Annotated in this window: 13 protein-coding genes; 9 read left to right on the top strand and 4 right to left on the bottom strand. The window is 44.1% G+C overall.

The window, feature by feature from the left end:
* Positions 1-284: 284 nt before the first annotated feature.
* The 5 genes from AB3329_RS02940 (at position 285) to fni (ending at position 11,000) form a co-directional block, all read left to right on the top strand.
* Positions 285-6,452, top strand: a complete 6,168-nt coding sequence (locus AB3329_RS02940; RefSeq protein WP_368394255.1) for a GEVED domain-containing protein — start codon at positions 285-287, stop codon at positions 6,450-6,452.
* Positions 6,453-7,198: 746 nt separating this feature from the next.
* Positions 7,199-8,080, top strand: coding sequence for a mevalonate kinase (gene mvk, locus AB3329_RS02935; protein WP_368394254.1), 882 nt, complete (start codon positions 7,199-7,201; stop codon positions 8,078-8,080).
* Positions 8,062-8,997 carry a diphosphomevalonate decarboxylase gene (gene mvaD / locus AB3329_RS02930; protein WP_368394253.1) on the top strand — a complete coding sequence of 312 codons (936 nt, stop codon included), beginning with the start codon at positions 8,062-8,064 and terminating at the stop codon, positions 8,995-8,997. Before mvk ends, mvaD begins: the two co-directional genes overlap by 19 nt.
* A 1-nt stretch (position 8,998) precedes the next feature.
* Positions 8,999-10,021, top strand: a complete 1,023-nt coding sequence (locus tag AB3329_RS02925) for a phosphomevalonate kinase (protein WP_368394252.1) — start codon at positions 8,999-9,001, stop codon at positions 10,019-10,021.
* The gene (gene fni, locus AB3329_RS02920) at positions 10,002-11,000 is read left to right on the top strand and encodes a type 2 isopentenyl-diphosphate Delta-isomerase (protein WP_368394251.1); all 999 of its coding nucleotides are present in this window, start codon (positions 10,002-10,004) and stop codon (positions 10,998-11,000) included. Before AB3329_RS02925 ends, fni begins: the two co-directional genes overlap by 20 nt.
* A 103-nt stretch (positions 11,001-11,103) precedes the next feature.
* Here the strand turns inward: fni and trhA are convergent, their stop codons facing one another.
* The 4 genes from trhA to AB3329_RS02900 all read right to left on the bottom strand — a co-directional run bounded on the left by trhA (position 11,104) and on the right by AB3329_RS02900 (position 14,917).
* Positions 11,104-11,760 (bottom strand): PAQR family membrane homeostasis protein TrhA, encoded by a 657-nt coding sequence (gene trhA, locus AB3329_RS02915; RefSeq protein WP_368394250.1) that lies wholly within the window; start codon positions 11,758-11,760, stop codon positions 11,104-11,106.
* Positions 11,750-12,202, bottom strand: a complete 453-nt coding sequence (locus AB3329_RS02910; protein ID WP_368394248.1) for a DUF1836 domain-containing protein — start codon at positions 12,200-12,202, stop codon at positions 11,750-11,752. Before AB3329_RS02910 ends, trhA begins: the two co-directional genes overlap by 11 nt.
* A 239-nt stretch (positions 12,203-12,441) precedes the next feature.
* Entirely contained in the window at positions 12,442-13,740 is a 1,299-nt protein-coding gene (locus tag AB3329_RS02905) for a hydroxymethylglutaryl-CoA reductase, degradative (protein WP_368394247.1), read from the bottom strand.
* Entirely contained in the window at positions 13,730-14,917 is a 1,188-nt protein-coding gene (locus tag AB3329_RS02900) for a hydroxymethylglutaryl-CoA synthase (protein ID WP_368394246.1), read from the bottom strand. The genes AB3329_RS02905 and AB3329_RS02900 overlap by 11 nt, the downstream gene beginning before the upstream one ends.
* Positions 14,918-15,517: 600 nt before the next feature.
* Here AB3329_RS02900 and AB3329_RS02895 point away from each other — a divergent pair.
* The 4 genes from AB3329_RS02895 (at position 15,518) to AB3329_RS02880 (ending at position 17,938) form a co-directional block, all read left to right on the top strand.
* The gene (locus tag AB3329_RS02895) at positions 15,518-15,955 is read left to right on the top strand and encodes a MarR family winged helix-turn-helix transcriptional regulator (protein ID WP_368394245.1); all 438 of its coding nucleotides are present in this window, start codon (positions 15,518-15,520) and stop codon (positions 15,953-15,955) included.
* A complete protein-coding gene (locus tag AB3329_RS02890; RefSeq protein ID WP_067061551.1) occupies positions 15,952-16,332 on the top strand; it encodes a hypothetical protein in 381 nt (126 codons plus the stop codon). The genes AB3329_RS02895 and AB3329_RS02890 overlap by 4 nt, the downstream gene beginning before the upstream one ends.
* 182 nt (positions 16,333-16,514) lie before the next feature.
* Positions 16,515-17,354: a thymidylate synthase gene (locus tag AB3329_RS02885; protein ID WP_067061556.1), complete on the top strand. Its 840-nt coding sequence runs from the start codon at positions 16,515-16,517 to the stop codon at positions 17,352-17,354.
* A gap of 86 nt (positions 17,355-17,440) precedes the next feature.
* The gene (locus AB3329_RS02880) at positions 17,441-17,938 is read left to right on the top strand and encodes a dihydrofolate reductase (protein WP_368394244.1); all 498 of its coding nucleotides are present in this window, start codon (positions 17,441-17,443) and stop codon (positions 17,936-17,938) included.
* Positions 17,939-18,067 lie beyond the last annotated feature (129 nt).

Here is an 18,067-nt window from a genome sequence, read left to right as displayed (position 1 = left end):
TCAACAGCTATGATATTTATCAGAATTAAATTTTAAAAAAATTAAGTTAAATTCTCATTTTTGTGGAGTTGAAGCAAAAAATGGGTTCCCCAGAAAAAAACAAATAGCCAATAAATGCTGTAAAATCAAGGGCTACAAGCGATTGGGTATTTAATCCAAATTTTTAAGGCAAGTTTATAGACAAATGGCCTGTCTTAGTGTAAAATTAAAAGGTATTTTGCTAATCTGGATATTATGGGATTAGTCTAAACAAATTTTCTATAATAAATGGTAAAGGGGAAAAGATGAAATTAGGAAAGTCACAGTCTTTTAACTTGAGCCGGGCGAAACAGCGTTTTTCAATTCGGAAAACGCATTTTGGCGCGGCCAGTGTTCTTTTAGGGATGTTTTTGTTTTTAGCTGCTCCGCAGACAGCTGTTAGTGCAGATGAAGTATCTGATACTAGTCAAGAAGCCGCAGCGTCAGTGGTTTCAGATAGTGATTTGCAGGAAGAGTCGACAGACGGTCAGCAGCAGTTTTCTGCACAGCTCGAAGAAAGCGCTTTACCTTTACCGGAAAATACTGCTGTAGCAGATGCAGACAGCAGTCAGACTGTTAGTGAAGCTGCCTCAGATTCTGCGGCTGGAATGAACAGCGCTGATGCAGAGCCAACAAATGCCAGTTCAGCTGCTCCAGAAGAGCTTGGTGCAGAAGCTGATGAAAATCTTGCTCAAGCGTCTGCAGACGATGCTGCGGCCGATATTGATTCTGATGTGATGACTCTTTCAGACCTGCAAAACACTTCAGCTGTCAGTCCGGCTATGCTGACAGCCAATCTCCAGCAAGTTGCTGCGGCTGCTGCCCCAGCTTCAGAATTTGCTCCTGTTAATGGAATTTATGCTACCCGTTCTGCAGCAGTTGCTGCTGCTTATCAGGATTCTGCTGCCCAACTGAGAGATGTTCTCTTTTTCCCTGATTGGTCCGGGGCAACAAATCTGGATGCCAATGGCAATCTGCAGATTGGCACGACCCTAACGGTTTCTCCTGCTCCAGGATATGAAATTACGATTACGGTAACTAATCTTCAGCCTTTTAATTCGACGCAGGAGTACTACGACCGTCTTGTCGCTGCTGGTATTGATCCGGCTGTAACCAACTACGATCCTGATGCCCTTAATAAAGCTTTTGTAAGTCCGACAAATAAAACAGAGACAGCTGCTCCGCTGACACCTGTTATTTACGGCAGAACTGACGGAACCACTAGATATCGCAATCTTTTGAATAACAGCGGTTATGACTTGGGGTCCACGGCTAAAACAAGTATCATATCAAGGCGGGCTAACGCTGGGGTTACTTTCAGTCTCAGTGCAACTTTTAATGGTGAAACCGTTCCAGTTCAAGCTTTTATTACAGATGGTGAGTCTTTGGACCGGCCAGAAAACACCATTACTATGACCAATGGCGAGGCCTTTAAACTGATAGATGTCTCTTCTACCGGTATAAGTCTTCCGACTGGCAATACGCCAAATCAGACGGTTGTTGCTCCGGATGTTTCAAACCCGGAAGATGATTATTTTGCTGAAAGAATCTTAAATACCATTTACCCGAGCGATTTCGGCTACACCCACTCAGAAGCACTTTATAATTCAAGTCCTAATGGCGGGCAGAATACACAAATCATCAGTAATATCAATACGGGTATTGTCAGATCAGATGGCGGTTTCAGGCCCGATCCTAATAACCCGGGCTACTATCTTTATGACACAGCTCAGTTTGAGCCGCATGCTGTGCCGATTTTAGCAACGTATGGCGTCACTGAGCTGTCGCATTATTTTATTCTAAACGGTGAACAGTCGTTTGTTTTGGGCTTTGTAGTTCCGATTGACTATGGTGATGCCAGTGAATCCTATGGTCTAGTAGGACATCTTTTACAAGCTACAGCTGCTGAGACTGATTTTAAATTAGGAGAAACTAAAGATTTAACTAAGGCTGCCGGTCTGGCTTCAAGGACAGGCAATGGTTCGCCTTATCTTGGTTTGGTAGCTGGAGATCCTGACAATCACACAAGGTTTACGACGCCTTGGACAGGTGATGATGGAACAGCGTCTTACTATGACTCTGCCAGTTATGATGAAGGAGAAGCTCAGCTGACAAACGGCGGGACTTACGCTCAGTATAAACGCGGATCTGACAATTATGCACTCAGTGTTCTAGCAAATTTAAACGGGGCAAATACAGCCTACCTATCTGCTTGGGTAGACTTTGACAATAATGGCACCTTCGATGAAAATGAAAAAGCCAGTGTTTCAGTGACTTCAAGCGGTATGGCAACATTGACATTTGATGTTGACCCATCTGTTATATCATCTGATCTTACCAATTTAAATGTTCGTGTGCGGATTGCTTCTGTTGCAGATGATATTGTCAATCCGACTGGTTTGGCACGTGATGGTGAGGTTGAAGATTTTCAAATTCCAATTAGTGATCCGGATAATACACCGACAGCTACTGATGCCGTTTCGACAGATATTCAGGGGGCGACTCAAACAGGGGTACTCACCTTTGATACAGGGGACGACGATATTGCTTTTGCCAGCAAACAGTTGATTGATCCAACAACCGGTCAGCCAACTGACAATACTGCTATTTTTGCCATGAAAGACGGTGTGGCAGTTGGAACCTATACCTTTGATTCAGAAACAGGAACAGTGACCTTTGTTCCAAATAAAGATTTTGTCGGGACACCGGATTCGGCACAAGTTCTAGCAAGAGACGTAAATGGTAAAACTGTTACAGCCACCTACACGCCAACCGTTACTCCGGTAACCCCAACCGGAGAAGATGCCACCTCAACTGGTCTGCAGGGAGCTACCCAAACCGGCACACCTGTCTTCACAGCCGGCGATCCAAGTGTGCCGCTTGACGACACAGTCCCAGCTGTCTTTGATGATGGGACAACAAGCCGGACTATTGATGGTGTCGGAACTTATACAGTAGCTCCAGATGGGACAGTGACCTTCCTACCGGAAGCAAGCTTTGTAGGGGAAGCCCCATCAGTAACGGTGGTCCGCCAAGATACTAACGGCACAACAGCCAGCGCCGCCTACACCCCAACTGTAACTCCAGTAACCCCGACCGGAGAAGATGCCACGTCAACCGGACTTCAGGGTGCCACCCAAACTGGTACCCCAATCTTTACGGCTGGTGATCCAAGTGTGCCGCTTGACGACACAGTTCCAGCTGTCTTTGATGATGGCACAACAAGCCGGACTATTGATGGTGTCGGAACTTATACAGTAGCTCCAGATGGGACAGTGACCTTCCTACCGGAAGCAAGCTTTGTAGGGGAGGCCCCATCAGTGACGGTGGTCCGCCAAGATACTAACGGCACAACAGCCAGCGCCGCCTACACGCCAACTGTAACTCCAGTAACCCCGACCGGAGAAGATGCCACGTCAACCGGACTTCAGGGTGCTACCCAGACCGGCACGCCAATCTTCACAGCCGGTGATCCGACTGTGCCATTGGACGATACTGTTCCAGCTGTCTTTGATGACGGGACAACAGAAAAAGTGGTTTCTGGTGTTGGAACTTATACAGTGGCTCCGGATGGGACAGTGACCTTCGTACCGGAAGCAAGCTTCGTAGGGGAGGCCCCATCAGTGACAGTGGTCCGCCAAGATACTAACGGCACAACCGCAACGGCGACCTACACGCCAACTGTCACTCCAGTAACCCCGACCGGAGAAGATGTCACATCAACTGGTCTGCAGGGAGCTACCCAAACCGGCGCACCTGTCTTCACAGCCGGTGATCCGACTGTGCCAATAGTGGGCTACCAATTGGTTGATCCAGCAAGTGGACAGGCAACGGCTTCAACAACGCTTCCGGCTATGAAAGATGGTGTTCAGGTTGGGACTTATACGCTTGACCCAAGTACGGGAGAGGTAAGCTTTGTGCCGAATCCGGACTTTGTGGGGACACCGGATCCAATTCTTGTGGAAGCATCAGACGCTAATGGTACAACAGCAACAGCCTTCTATATTCCGACTGTAACCCCAGTAACCCCGACTGGAGAAGATGTCACCTCAACCGGACTTCAGGGTGCTACCCAAACCGGTACCCCTGTCTTCACAGCCGGCGATCCGACTGTGCCATTGGACGACACTGTTCCAGCTGTCTTTGATGACGGGACAACAGAAAAAGTGGTTTCTGGCGTCGGAACTTATACAGTGGCTCCGGATGGGACAGTGACCTTCCTACCGGAACCAAGCTTTGTAGGGGAAGCCCCATCAGTGACGGTGGTCCGCCAAGATACCAATGGCACAACCGCAACGGCGACCTATACCCCAACTGTAACTCCAGTAACCCCGACCGGAGAAGATGTTACATCAACCGGTCTGCAAGGTGCTACCCAAACCGGCACGCCAATCTTCACGGCCGGCGATTCGACTGTGCCATTGGACGACACTGTTCCAGCTGTCTTTGATGATGGCACAACAAGCCGGACTATCGATAATGTCGGAACTTATACAGTGGCTCCGGATGGGACAGTGACCTTCGTACCGGAACCAAGCTTTGTAGGGGAGGCCCCATCAGTGACGGTGGTCCGCCAGGATACCAACGGTACAACAGCAACGGCCACCTACACGCCAACTGTGACCCCAGTAACCCCGACCGGAGAAGATGTCACGTCAACCGGTCTGCAGGGTGCTACCCAGACCGGCACACCTGTCTTCACAGCCGGCGATCCGACTGTGCCATTGGACGACACTGTCCCAGCTGTCTTTGATGATGGCACAACAGAAAAAGTGGTTTCTGGCGTCGGAACTTATACAGTGGCTCCGGATGGGACAGTGACCTTCGTACCGGAACCGAGCTTTGTAGGGGAAGCCCCATCAGTGACGGTGGTCCGCCAAGATACCAATGGCACAACCGCAACGGCGACCTACACGCCAACTGTAACTCCAGTAACCCCGACCGGAGAAGACGTCACGTCAACCGGTCTGCAAGGTGCCACCCAAACCGGTACCCCTGTCTTCACAGCCGGCGATCCGACTGTGCCATTGGACGACACTGTTCCAGCTGTCTTTGATGACGGGACAACAGAAAAAGTGGTTTCTGGTGTTGGAACTTATACAGTGGCTCCGGATGGGACAGTGACCTTCGTACCGGAAGCAAGCTTCGTAGGGGAGGCCCCATCAGTGACAGTGGTCCGCCAAGATACCAATGGCACAACCGCAACGGCGACCTACACGCCAACTGTGACTCCAGTAACCCCAACCGGAGAAGACGTCACGTCAACCGGCTTGCAGGGAGCTACTCAGACTGGCACGCCAATCTTTACAGCAGGCGATCCGAGTGTGCCAATTGTGGGTTACCAATTTGTTGACCCAACAAGTGGACAGGCAACGGCTTCAACAACGCTTCCGGCTATGAAAGATGGTGTTCAGGTTGGGACTTATACGCTTGACCCAAGTACGGGAGAGGTAACCTTTGTACCGAATCCGGACTTTGTGGGGACACCGGATCCAATTCTTGTGGAAGCATCAGACGCTAATGGTACAACAGCAACAGCCTTCTATATTCCGACTGTAACCCCAGTAACCCCAACCGGAGAAGACGTCACGTCAACTGGCTTGCAAGGTGCCACCCAAACTGGTACCCCTGTCTTCACAGCCGGCGATCCGACTGTGCCATTGGACGACACTGTCCCAGCTGTCTTTGATGATGGCACAACAAGCCGGACTATCGATAATGTCGGAACTTATACAGTGGCTCCGGATGGGACAGTGACCTTCGTACCGGAACCAAGCTTTGTAGGGGAGGCCCCATCAGTGACGGTGGTCCGCCAGGATAGCAACGGTACAACAGCAACGGCCACCTACACGCCAACTGTGACTCCAGTAACTCCAACCGGAGAAGATGTTACATCGACCGGACTTCAAGGAGCTACTCAGACTGGCATGCCAATCTTCACGGCCGGTGATCCAACTGTGCCAATAGTGGGCTACCAATTGGTTGATCCAGCAAGTGGACAAGCAACGGCTTCAACAACGCTTCCGGCTATGAAAGATGGTGTTCAGGTTGGGACTTATACGCTTGATCCAAGTACGGGAGAGGTCACCTTTGTGCCGAATCCGGACTTTGTGGGAACACCGGATCCAATTCTTGTGGAAGCGGTAGATACTAATGGCATGACTGCTCGGGCTGTTTATAGTCCGATAGTACTCCCAGTGGTACCAGAAGACAGTGACAACAGCTCAGAACCGCTTCGAGAGCCAGTGCAAGCCCCACAAGTTTCAGAGCCTCACGCAGAAAAGGCAGCTGTTTCAGTCCAACAAAATAAGCCTATCTCAAAACAATCAAATGAGCTTCCAAAAACAGGAGATGAGACTAATTATTTAGCTGTTATTGGTCTCCTCCTGCTCACTACAGCTTCAAGTCTGATTAAACCTCGTAAGAAGCCATAAGCATTTTATGCAAAAGAAAAGTCAGTCAGCCACTGTTTTTCTGCCCAGCTAGAGATGGCTTTAGCAAAGAAGTCTGGAATTTTTCAGGCTTCTTTTTTGCAAAGAGTTTAGACCGTGTTCAATTAACAAGATACAAAGCCCGTTAAGAACGCAAAAGGAAAATAGGCGGTAAGCCAGAAATCTGTGATTTCGTCTGCGCACCCCTGCCAGAACGACTAGAAAGGTGCGGTCGACTGTTAAGGCGACAAAACTTTCAGTCGTTTACGGCTGGCGGTAAGCCAGAAATCTGTGATTTGACAGACACACCCCCTGCCAAGACGACTAGGGAGTGGGACAGAACCCCAGACCACAAAGTTCGTTGTCCCACCCCCGCAAAAGTCTAGTAGGCAATTTAAAGCTCTAAAAAGGCGAATAAAGTGCCACTAGACGACTAGCGTCTTGCACATAAGACTATAACAAACATTAAGGCCTATTTTTAAAATCGTCCTTCAGATATTTACGGCTGGCAAGCAGTGAAGCAAAATTTCAAATATAAACCCTCACTCTCCAATTTTCAAGTTCGGGCTAAATGCATCTGCTGTCTGATGTCCTCTCCGGCTCTTAAGGGGCATGCTCAGTTTTGTTTTTGGCTAAAGCGTATTTTACTAGCTTTTTTACCAGTTTCAGGAACAAATTTTTTTGCCAGTCGCTTTTTTTTCGTTTTGGTGATAAAATAAAAAAGGAAAAAATGATTAAAGAGATTAAAGATGAAGAAAAGAATTGGTATTGGCAGGGCTCACAGTAAAATTATTTTAATGGGTGAGCATGCTGTTGTTTATGGTTATCCTGCCATCGCTTTGCCTTTGAAAAATATTGAAGTCGAATGCCGCATTAAATCGGCAGGACAACCGCTGGCTTTTGATTTTTATGACCCGCTGTCAACCGCTATATATGCTGCATTGGATTATCTTGGTAAAATTAATGAAGACACAATCGGTTATGATATTAAATCTCAAGTACCGCAGAAACGCGGTATGGGTTCATCGGCGGCGGTTTCTATTGCGGCTATTCGAGCTGTTTTTGACTATTATGACCAGCCGCTTGAGGATAATTGTTTAGAAATTCTGGTGAATCAAGCTGAGATTATTGCGCACAACAATCCCAGCGGTTTGGATGCGAAGACCTGTTTAAGCGATAGCGCTATTAAATTTATTAGAAATATTGGTTTTACTGAACTTGAGCTGAATTTGAATGCCTTTTTGATTATTGCTGATACTGGTATTCACGGCCATACACGTGAGGCTGTGGTCAAAGTAGCGCAGTTTGAAGAAACCAACCTTCCTTATTTGGCGCATTTAGGAGAACTTACAGCAGCTGCTGAAAAACATATTGCCGTTAAGGACCTTAAGGGCTTGGGGCAGGATATGACAGAAGCACATGGCTGTTTACAGAAGATTGCTGTCAGTATCCGTTCAGCAGATTATTTAGTACAGGAAGCTCTACAAGCTGGAGCACTCGGAGCTAAATTAAGCGGCGGCGGACTTGGAGGCTGTATTATCGCATTAGCGGAAGATGCCGGGCAAGCGCAGCACATTGAGCAAAAATTGAAAGAAAAAGGAGCTCTTCACACGTGGATCGAAAAACTGTAAGTGTTAAATCATATGCCAATATTGCGCTTGTTAAATACTGGGGGAAAAAAGATGCAGCCAATATGATTCCTTCAACCAGCAGCATCTCTTTAACTCTGGAAAACATGTATACCGAAACGCGGCTCTCTTTTCTGCCTAAAACAGCTGAGCATGATGAATTTTATATTGACGGAATTCGGCAGGACGCTAAAGAACAGGTTAAAATTTCTGCTGTGATTGACCAGTTTCGCAAAGACAAGAAACAGTTTATTAAAGTTGAAACCAGCAATAATATGCCGACGGCTGCTGGTCTGTCCTCCAGTTCCAGCGGTTTATCAGCTCTCGTTAAAGCCTGCAATGCTCTTTTTGCAGCCGGCTTGAATCAGCAGGAGTTGGCTCAAAAAGCTAAGTTTGCGTCAGGTTCCTCAGCCCGTTCTTTTTTTGGTCCGGTTGCAGCATGGGATAAGGACAGCGGCGATATTTACCGTGTTCAGACAGATTTGCAGATGGCCATGATTATGCTGGTTTTAAATGCCTCACCTAAACCAATTTCCAGCAGAGAAGGAATGAAACTGACTGCTCAAACATCAAGGCAATTTGAGCAGTGGGTGCATCAGTCTGAAAAGGACTACGCAGATATGCTGCTGTATTTAAAAAATAATGATTTCGTCAAAATAGGTGAATTAACAGAGCGCAACGCTCTTGCCATGCACGCAACAACGGCTGCTGCGCAGCCTCCTTTTTCCTATCTGACGGACGCTTCCTATCAGGCTATGGATTTTGTTAAAAAGCTGCGTCAGCAGGGAGAAAACTGCTATTTCACTATGGATGCCGGTCCCAATGTTAAGGTACTCTGTTTGGAAAAAGACCTTGACAGACTGGCTGAACGCTTTGCCGATAATTATCAGATTATTGTTTCACGGACAAAGGAGCTTTGAAGTGGAAAAAACAGTGCAGGTTCAGGCCGGCGGCAAACTCTATCTTGCCGGTGAATATGCTGTCCTTGTGCCAGGACAGTCTGCTATTATCAAAAATATCCCCATTTATATGACAGCTTCTATTAAAGCCGCTCCTGAGATTGTTATCCAATCTGATATGTTTGATTATCAGGTAGGATTGGATCCGGACAGGCATTATGCCATCATTCAGCAGACAATTCTCCATTTTGCAGACTTCCTTCAAAAAAGAGCAGCAGATTTGCCTGCTTTTTCGCTGGCAATCAGCGGTAAAATGGAACGTCAGGGAGTTAAATTCGGCATCGGCTCCAGCGGCAGTGTTGTTATTTTAACAATAAAAGCCTTAGCTGCTTTTTACCATCTTGACTTATCAGCAGATACTGTTTTTAAATTGGCTGCCTATACTTTGCTCAAGAAGGGCGATAATGGTTCTATGGGAGATGTGGCTTGTATTGCTTATGATGATTTGGTTTATTTTACTTCTTTTGACCGGCAGCAGGTAAAAAGCTGGATAAAGAATGAAACACTCCAGTCTGTTCTGCAAAAGGACTGGGGCTACTGTATTGAACCCATTAAGTCTGCTCTGAATGTTGATTTTTTAGTAGGCTGGACCAAGCAAGCTGCACTTTCAAAACAGATGATCCGGTTAGTACAGGGAGCCATTAATCCTTATTTTCTGACCCGCACTCAAGAGCAAGTACAGGAATTAAAAAGGGCACTTTTAAAGGGGGATAAAACCAAGGTTAAAGAGGCTCTGACAGCAGTAAGCCGCCTACTTCAGGATTTGCATCCAGCTATTTACAGTGATAAGCTTTTGCTTTTAAAGCAAGCTGCACACGGACTGGATGCGGCTGCTAAATCATCAGGCTCAGGAGGAGGGGACTGCGGTTTAGCGCTGTCCTTCAATCCGGAAGCAACAAAAATCTTGTCTGACCGCTGGCAGGCTGCCGGTATTGAATTACTTCTTTTAGAACATGTGAGGACAAATGACGAATCGAAAAGATGATCACATACAATTTGCCTTAAATTATCGGGCTTCTTATAACAGTTTCGACGATATAGAGCTGATTCACCATTCTTTGCCTGATTATGATTTGCAGGATATTGATTTATCAACTCATTTTGCCGGCCGAGATTTTGAATTTCCTTTTTATATCAATGCCATGACCGGAGGAAGTGAGAAGGGCCGATCGGTTAACCGCAAATTAGCTTACATTGCTCAAGCTACGGGTATTCTTATGGTAACAGGGTCTTACAGTGCCGCACTTAAGGATAAAGATGACAGTTCCTACCCTAGCCTTAAAGACTTTCCTGATCTCCTGCTTGCTGGCAATATTGGTATCGATAAGCCTTATTCAGCAGGCTTACAAACAATAACAGAACTCCAGCCTCTATTCTTGCAGCTTCATCTTAATGCTATGCAAGAGCTATTAATGCCGGAAGGCGAACGACAGTTTCGCTCTTGGCGGACAACTTTAGCTGATTATGCAGCTAAATCTCCTGTTCCAATTGTGCTTAAAGAAGTAGGGTTCGGTATGGACAAGCAAACCATTGAAACAGCTCGGGATTTGGGCATTAATACATTTGATATTTCAGGCCGAGGCGGCACCAGCTTTGCCTATATCGAAAATCAGCGCAGCACTAAGAACCGCTCTTACCTCAATGAATGGGGCCAGACAACTGTTCAAACACTTCTTAATATCCAATCATTGACTGATAAGGTTGAAATCCTTGCTTCAGGAGGTGTCAGACACCCTTTGGATATGATTAAGGCCTTAGTTTTAGGAGCAAGAGCAGTTGGTCTGTCTCGGACAGTATTAGAGTTAACCGAACAGTATCCATCATCTCAGGTTATCGCTATCATTAACAGCTGGAAAGAAGACTTGCGTTTAATCATGTGCGCTTTGAACTGCCGGACGGTTCCGGAACTTAAATCAGTTGCTTACCTCCTGCATGGGCAGCTTTTGACTCAGAAAAAAAGCTGAGCCGCAGCAGGACTCAAGCCCAGACATTTAAAAAAACAGGTCTAAAACCATCATCATCATTAGCGATGAGGTTTTAGATCTGTTTTTTAAGTCTTGTTCAGCTTTACAGCATAAAATAGACAATGCCAATATACTGTAAGGCTGAAGCAAGCAGGATAAAAAGGTGCCAGATCATATGGTCATAAGGTTTTTTTCTGGCGTAGAAGAAGGCACCGACAGTATAAGCCAGCCCTCCTCCCAGCATTAAAGCCCAGAAGATAAAACCTGTTTTACTGATAATAGCCGGAATAATAAAGATGACCAGCCATCCCATCAGGAGATAGAGGAAGAGACTGAATTTTTCATTGATTTTTTTAGAAAAAATTTTATAAAGAATTCCAAAAATCGTTGTTCCCCATTGTAAAAAGATAATGAGATAGCCCAGCCAGCCCCCGACCAATGAAAGCGCGACAGGAGTATAGCTGCCGGCAATGGCAATATATATCATACTGTGATCAATGATACGCAGAACATATTTTTGCATGGATGCATAAGCCATTGCATGGTAGATAGTAGACGACAGAAACATGAGAAAAAGGCTGATGACAAAGACTGACATGCCAACAGCTGCAGTTTGTCCAAAATGCTGTGAACTGTAAACAGCTGTGAACGGCAGCAGAAGAAGAGCAATAACAGCTCCGACGGCATGAGTAACGCTGTTTGCTACTTCCTCCCCGAAAGAAAGCTGTTTGCTGAGTTTGTGAGTAAGACTAGGATTCATTTCTACTTTCCCCTTGAAGTTCTAAAACGAGTTGATGAGTCTGTTGGTACAATTTTAAGGTCTGACAGGCTGAAACGACAACAGCCGGAATATTTTCCCTTTTTTCACCATTCATACAGGAGACAAAATTGTCATACATGATCTGAGAGTGATTGTCTTGTGTTAAAACAGCCAGAGTTTGACTGATTTCCTGAATAGAAAAGACATTTTTTAAGCTGGTTATCACAATGAGACGGGCCAGTTGTCTGCGATTATACTTTTTTTTAACAGGTTTGTCGATGTGACCGTGTTTGACATAGTTGTTAATCATTGAAGCAGTAAGCCCCTTATCATTGGCTACTCCTGCCTGCTGGCTGATCTGGTTGACATAAAGGAGAACCTGGTCCAGATAGAGATCCAGCTCTGGTAATTCAGCCCATTTTGGATAAGCTTGTACTGACAAAATATTTTCGCCTCCTTGTTATCTAGTATTGATAACTAGATTATATAATTTTAATAACCCAATGTCAAGAAAAGAAATTACAAAAAAACGAGGCTGACAAAAGTCCTGCCTCCTTTCACTTTTTAGATATAATTGCCCACTCTCTTTTGTTTTTATCAGGACACAGCAAACGATATCATTACTTTCAAGATTTTTAGCTTATCAGCTTAAATCAACGGGAGCTGCTTCAGACTGAAAAACTATTTCTGTGAACCATGGGCATTTTGCTGCCTTAGATCTGACAAGATAGCGTTTGCTTTTTCAAGATTCATGGGCTTAGTTGCTATGAGCTGACTAACGACAGCAGACACTTCGCTTTCCTTTGCTCCGGCTGAAAGTGCTAAAGATTTAGCTTGGAGCTTCATATGGCCAGCTTGAATGCCGGTGCTGGTTAAAGCTTTTAAGGCAGCAAAGTTTTGTGCTAAACCGACAGAAGCAATAATTTGAGCCAATTCTTTTGCGGAAGGTTCTCCCAGTAAATCGTGGGCTAAACGGACACTGGGATTAAGGCCGATTGATCCGCCTTTGGTAGCAATAGGCATTGGCAAAGTCAGCTGGCCTTTTAGACTGTTTTCATCGCTATCATAGGTCCAAGTTGACAAGCCGCGGTACTGACCTTCCTTGCAGGCGTACGCATGGGCTCCAGCCTCAATAGCTCGCCAGTCATTGCCGGTAGCTAAAACGACGGCATCAATCCCATTGAAAATGCCCTTATTATGTGTACTGGCACGATAAACATCGGTTTGTGCTAACTGGCTGGCCAGAGCTATTTTACGGGCAAAAACCTGGGCTTGTTCTTTATTGCGGCTGAGAAAACGCAGTTTAATCTGGCATTCAGCAGTAACAAGGGATTTAACGGCATAGTTAGAGAGCACTGCCAGTAAAGTCCGGCCGCTGGAAAGTTCTTCAAGCGGAGAAGCTAGAGCCTCTGTCATTGTATTAATGATATTGGCTCCCATCGCTTCCTTTGTGTCTACAGTAAGGTAGACAAGTATCAAGTCATCTTTGGCCTCAACAGACAAATCGCAAGCACCGCCGCCGCGCTTGACAATAGAAGGATAGGCCTGATTGGCCAAAGATAACAAATGTGATTTTTGTGCTAAAATAGCTTCTTGAGCCTTCTCTTTGTCAGTGACATCATAAATAGCCAGCTGACCGACCATTTGGCGGCTGTGAATCCGAGCAGTAAAGCCTCCCGAGCGTTTGATAATCTGTGCAGCAAAACTGGCAGCTGCTACGACAGAAGGCTCTTCAGTGACAAAAGGAACCTGATAAACGTGATGATTGATAAGAAAATCAGGAGCTATGCTAAAAGGCAAAGCCAGCCTGCCAATAACATTTTCTGTGATTTGGTCAGCCCGGCTTAAAGAAAGCAGTTCTTCATCGGTCAGCAGCCGCTGAGAATCGTCGGAAAGGAGTTTGTGTTCCCTTAGATAAGCTGCCCGATCAGCAGGGGTCTTCTTAGCAAAGCCGGACCAGTTTAGTTTATTATTCGTCATTTGCTGCCACCTTGCGGTAAATTCTTTGATGGCCTAGAATCTCCTTTAGAGCAAAAGGGCCGGTTTTATAGTTATCAAAAGACGCATGGCCATTTTCATCGATCTGAGCTTCTTCAAAAAACATCTTTTCATAGTCTGTAACAGAAAGGACGGTTCGTTTTTTTAATTCCTGCAAACGGCTTTGTCCTTTGAAGAGCCGCTTTTTAAATCCTTTTGCCAGAGTGCCGGTGAAAATTTCAGCTACAGCACCGCTACCGTAACTAAACATAGCGATTTGGTCGCCTTCCTGCAGACTTGTACTGTTTTCAAGCAAAGATAAAAGCCCTAAAAAGAGAGAGCCGGTGTAGATATTGCCAATCTGCTGGCTGTAAAGAATAGAGTGTTGAAAATTGTCTTTGAGTTTTTCTTTGACAGTTTCCGGGAGCTGTCTGTCTAAAATTTTATTGAATCCCTTAAGCGCAAGCTTTGGAAATGGGATATGGAAACAAAAAGCGGCGAAATCTGCTAAAGATTTATTAAAACACTTTTGATACTCATCCCAGCTTGTCTTGAGCATATCAAGGTACTGCTTTGTTGAATACATGCCATTAACATATGGTGTCACTGAATAGTTGGGACGCCAGAAATCCATAATATCACGGGTTAAAGCCAGTGACTGATCATGCAAAACCATGATAGCAGGGTCTTTTGCCAGAAGCATAGCCACACTGCCGGCTCCTTGAGTGGATTCTCCCGGAGTGCCGATACCATATTTAGCAATATCAGAAGCAATAACCAATACCTTACTGTCCGGATTTTTTCCGATATGAAGTTTAGCATAATCTAATGCAGCCGTTGCGCTGTAGCAGGCTTCTTTCATTTCGATGCTGCGTGCAAAAGGCTGGATGCCAAGCAGCTGATGGATATAAACTGCAGCAGCCTTGCTTTGATCGATACCTGATTCTGTAGCCACAATGACCATATCAATATTTTCTTTATCTGCCTGCGTCAGAATTTTTTGAGCCGCCGATGCTCCTAAGGTCACAATATCATCAGTAACAGGAGCGATACTTAAGGCCTGCAGAAGCAGACCTGTACTGAATTTTTCCGGATCCACACCGCGGCTGTTTGCCAAATCGTCCATACTCAGCACATACTGTGCCGTTGCAAATCCTATTTTATCAATTCCGATTTTCATGTTTACCCAGTAAACCTTTCTAATCTCTTAATGCCTAACCTTAATTTTACCATAAAGTCAATAAATAGATTCACAAAAAAAATTATTTCTTTCAAATATCAAAGTAAAATAGTCGGATTTTTTATAAAATACCATAAGGCTTCAATTATCGCATAGAATATTGACATATCAAAAATAAAACTAATCAGCCTATCGCTGATTTTTCTGATGTGACTTGAGTTTTGAGCTGGTATTTTTTAGAGAGCAATGAAAATTAAAGGGATTTCTAACTATAAATGAAATTTTTACAGGGGTAAATACTTTAAAATAGTTTTTTTTCTCACATTTGAAAGTCGCAAAAGATAGTAGAACGATGATAAAAATGGAAAATAGAGGTTGCCTTAATGACAATCACACTGAAACATCAAACCGCTTGATTCAATACTATCAGAAAGGCAGGCACAGTAGTAAAATATTTTAATTTATAAATTACGGCGTTACAGTTCCTAATACTTGAAAAACAATGATAGCTTTTTTGACTATTTATGCTGCTAAAACAAGAGATTTGTAATATAATATGTATACAAATAATTTTTATACATATTATATGGGGAAGGAAAAATGATGAAAATTGAAGATTCGCTAGGGTATCTGCTGAATTCGAGTGCCAAACTAATAAAAAGAACACTTGATGCACAATTAAAGATGTACGATATTACCTCTTCTCAATGGGCTGTTTTGAGTGTGCTGTCTGCAGAAGATGAGTTATCTCAGGCCGAAGTAGCCGATAAAATTAATTCGGACAGAGCGACATGTGGCACTATTATCGATAAATTAGTCTCTAAAAAGTTAGTCGAAAAAAAATTATCTGAAAACGACCGTAGAAGTTATAATGTAAAGCTTTTACCCAAAGCAGTGAATATTATATCTGAGGTTTCTTCAATAGCTAATAGTGTCAATGATTTAGCAGTAATAGGATTATCCGCATCGGAAATTCAAACTCTCGTTAAGTGCTTAAATATCATTATGAAAAATTTAGATGGAGGTTTGCATAAATGAAAATGACAATGTGGATTATGTTCTTTATTGGAGTGACTGAAATGGTTGCCAATTTGTTTTTCTTGTTCAATATCACAAAAGGAAAAGGTTTAAAAGCAGCTAAAAAATTTCATGGAGATTTTCCTGCTTATGCAACTGATAAAGCTTGGATTCTAAAAATATTAGTTTCTTTAGTATTGGGTCTTATTGCAATAGCGGCAGCTTTTTCTATATACTTCAATACAAATTCAAAGATGCTTCTGTCTGCTCTATTTGTTGGTGGCCTTTTTTCATTATGCAGTGTGCAAGCTATTTTGTATGGGAAAAAGTATATACCTGCTCGAATAAGCATTGTAGTAGCTGTTACACTTATATTATTAGTTTTTCTAAAATTATAGCAACTAAACAATGAAAAATTGGCATTTCAAAATTTATACAGGGCGGTGATTAAAAAAACAAAGTATCTTTTAAACTCTGCTCTGCTGTCGGTCTGAACGGTTTTAAGAAAAAGGTTTTTTCCTCGCTTTTTTTCGATTTTTCCGATAAAATAATAACAGCTATTTTTAGGAAGGTATGTTCGATGACTAAAGCAGATCTCATTTTCAAGGATAATATTAGAAAAATCATGGACGAAGGGGTTTTTAGCGAACAAGCCCGGCCTAAGTATAAGGATGGGACAACCGCCAATTCTAAATATATTACCGGGGCTTTTGCGGAGTACGATTTGGCGAAAGGAGAATTTCCTATTACAACCCTGCGGCCTATTGCTGTAAAATCAGCCATCAAAGAAATTTTTTGGATTTATCAGGATCAGTCAAATGACCTTTCTGTTCTTAATGATAAATATGGGGTGAAATACTGGAATGACTGGGAAGTTGGGGAGTCTGGGAATATCGGTCAGCGTTATGGTGCAGTTGTCAAAAAACACCGTATTATTGATACGATTTTAAAGCAGCTGGCAGACAATCCCTGGAACCGGCGCAATGTCATCTCGCTTTGGGACTACGAAGCTTTTGCAGCCAGTGACGGGCTCTACCCCTGTGCTTTTCAGACAATGTTTGATGTGAGACGGGTAGATGGTGTTATTTATTTAGATGCGACACTGACTCAGCGGTCCAATGATATGCTGGTTGCTCACCATATTAACGCCATGCAGTATGTTGCTCTGCAGATGATGATCGCCAAACATTTTGGTTGGAAAGTGGGCAAATTTTTCTATTTTGTTAACAACCTGCATATTTATGACAATCAATTTGACCAGGCGCGTGAGTTGCTGCGGCGGGAGCCGTCAGACTGCCAGCCTCAGCTCCGTTTAAAGGTTGCTGATGGTACGAATTTTTTTGCTATCAAACCAGAAGATTTTGAACTAATTGATTATGATCCGGTTAAACCGCAGTTAAAATTTGATTTAGCTATCTGAAAAATGCAGAGAATTTTTATCTCTGCATTTTTAAAAGAAATCTGTTAGAATTGAAGTAAATGCGAGACCAAAAGGTAAGAGAAAAAATGACAAAGCGAATCATTGCGATCTGGGCAGAAGACAAAGCCGGCCTGATTGGGGCTGACGGCAGCCTCCCTTGGCATCTGCCCAAAGAGCTGCAGCACTTTAAAAAAACGACCATGGGACAGGCTCTTTTAATGGGACGTGTGACTTTTGACGGGATGAACCGCCGGGTTTTACCGGGACGTGATACCTTAATTTTAACGCAGAAAACTGATATAAAGAGCCAAGAAAACCTTATTGTTGTTCATAGTGTTGCTGAGGCTTTAGAATGGTTTGCCAAACAAAATAAAAGTTTATTTATTGTCGGCGGTGCCAGTGTTTACAAGGCTTTTTCCGGACACTATGATGCGCTGATTAAGACAACTGTCGACGGCAGATTTACAGGAGATACCTATTTCCCAGAACTTGATTTGTCTGATTTCCATCAGACTTCCCAAATCTTTTATACGAAAGATGATAAAAATGCTTATGATTTTTCGGTTACGGTTTTAGAAAAATAGGAAAGAAGGAGTTCCTTTTAACAAAATGCAACGAAGTGTTTTTGGGGTATTCACTGCCTTTTTATGTGTGATTTGCGTATTGTGCGCCCTGCCTGCCTTTAAGAAAAAGCGCTATGGTTTAGGGGCCTT

Origin of the sequence: Streptococcus huangxiaojuni (genome assembly GCF_040930515.1) — a bacterium.
Taxonomy (GTDB): Bacteria; Bacillota; Bacilli; order Lactobacillales; family Streptococcaceae; genus Streptococcus; species Streptococcus huangxiaojuni.
This window is presented reverse-complemented; position numbering and strand designations above follow the sequence as displayed.

Bases quoted from the DNA above. Each gene is read 5' to 3' on its own strand.
- AB3329_RS02880 (WP_368394244.1), top strand. From the start codon at position 17,441: ATGACAAAGCGAATCATTGCGATCTGGGCAGAAGACAAAGCCGGCCTG.
- trhA (WP_368394250.1), bottom strand. From the start codon at position 11,760: ATGAATCCTAGTCTTACTCACAAACTCAGCAAACAGCTTTCTTTCGGG.
- AB3329_RS02890 (WP_067061551.1), top strand. From the start codon at position 15,952: ATGAAAATGACAATGTGGATTATGTTCTTTATTGGAGTGACTGAAATG.
- mvk (WP_368394254.1), top strand. From the start codon at position 7,199: ATGAAGAAAAGAATTGGTATTGGCAGGGCTCACAGTAAAATTATTTTA.
- AB3329_RS02885 (WP_067061556.1), top strand. From the start codon at position 16,515: ATGACTAAAGCAGATCTCATTTTCAAGGATAATATTAGAAAAATCATG.
- AB3329_RS02905 (WP_368394247.1), bottom strand. From the start codon at position 13,740: ATGACGAATAATAAACTAAACTGGTCCGGCTTTGCTAAGAAGACCCCT.
- AB3329_RS02900 (WP_368394246.1), bottom strand. From the start codon at position 14,917: ATGAAAATCGGAATTGATAAAATAGGATTTGCAACGGCACAGTATGTG.
- AB3329_RS02895 (WP_368394245.1), top strand. From the start codon at position 15,518: ATGATGAAAATTGAAGATTCGCTAGGGTATCTGCTGAATTCGAGTGCC.
- fni (WP_368394251.1), top strand. From the start codon at position 10,002: ATGACGAATCGAAAAGATGATCACATACAATTTGCCTTAAATTATCGG.
- AB3329_RS02940 (WP_368394255.1), top strand. From the start codon at position 285: ATGAAATTAGGAAAGTCACAGTCTTTTAACTTGAGCCGGGCGAAACAG.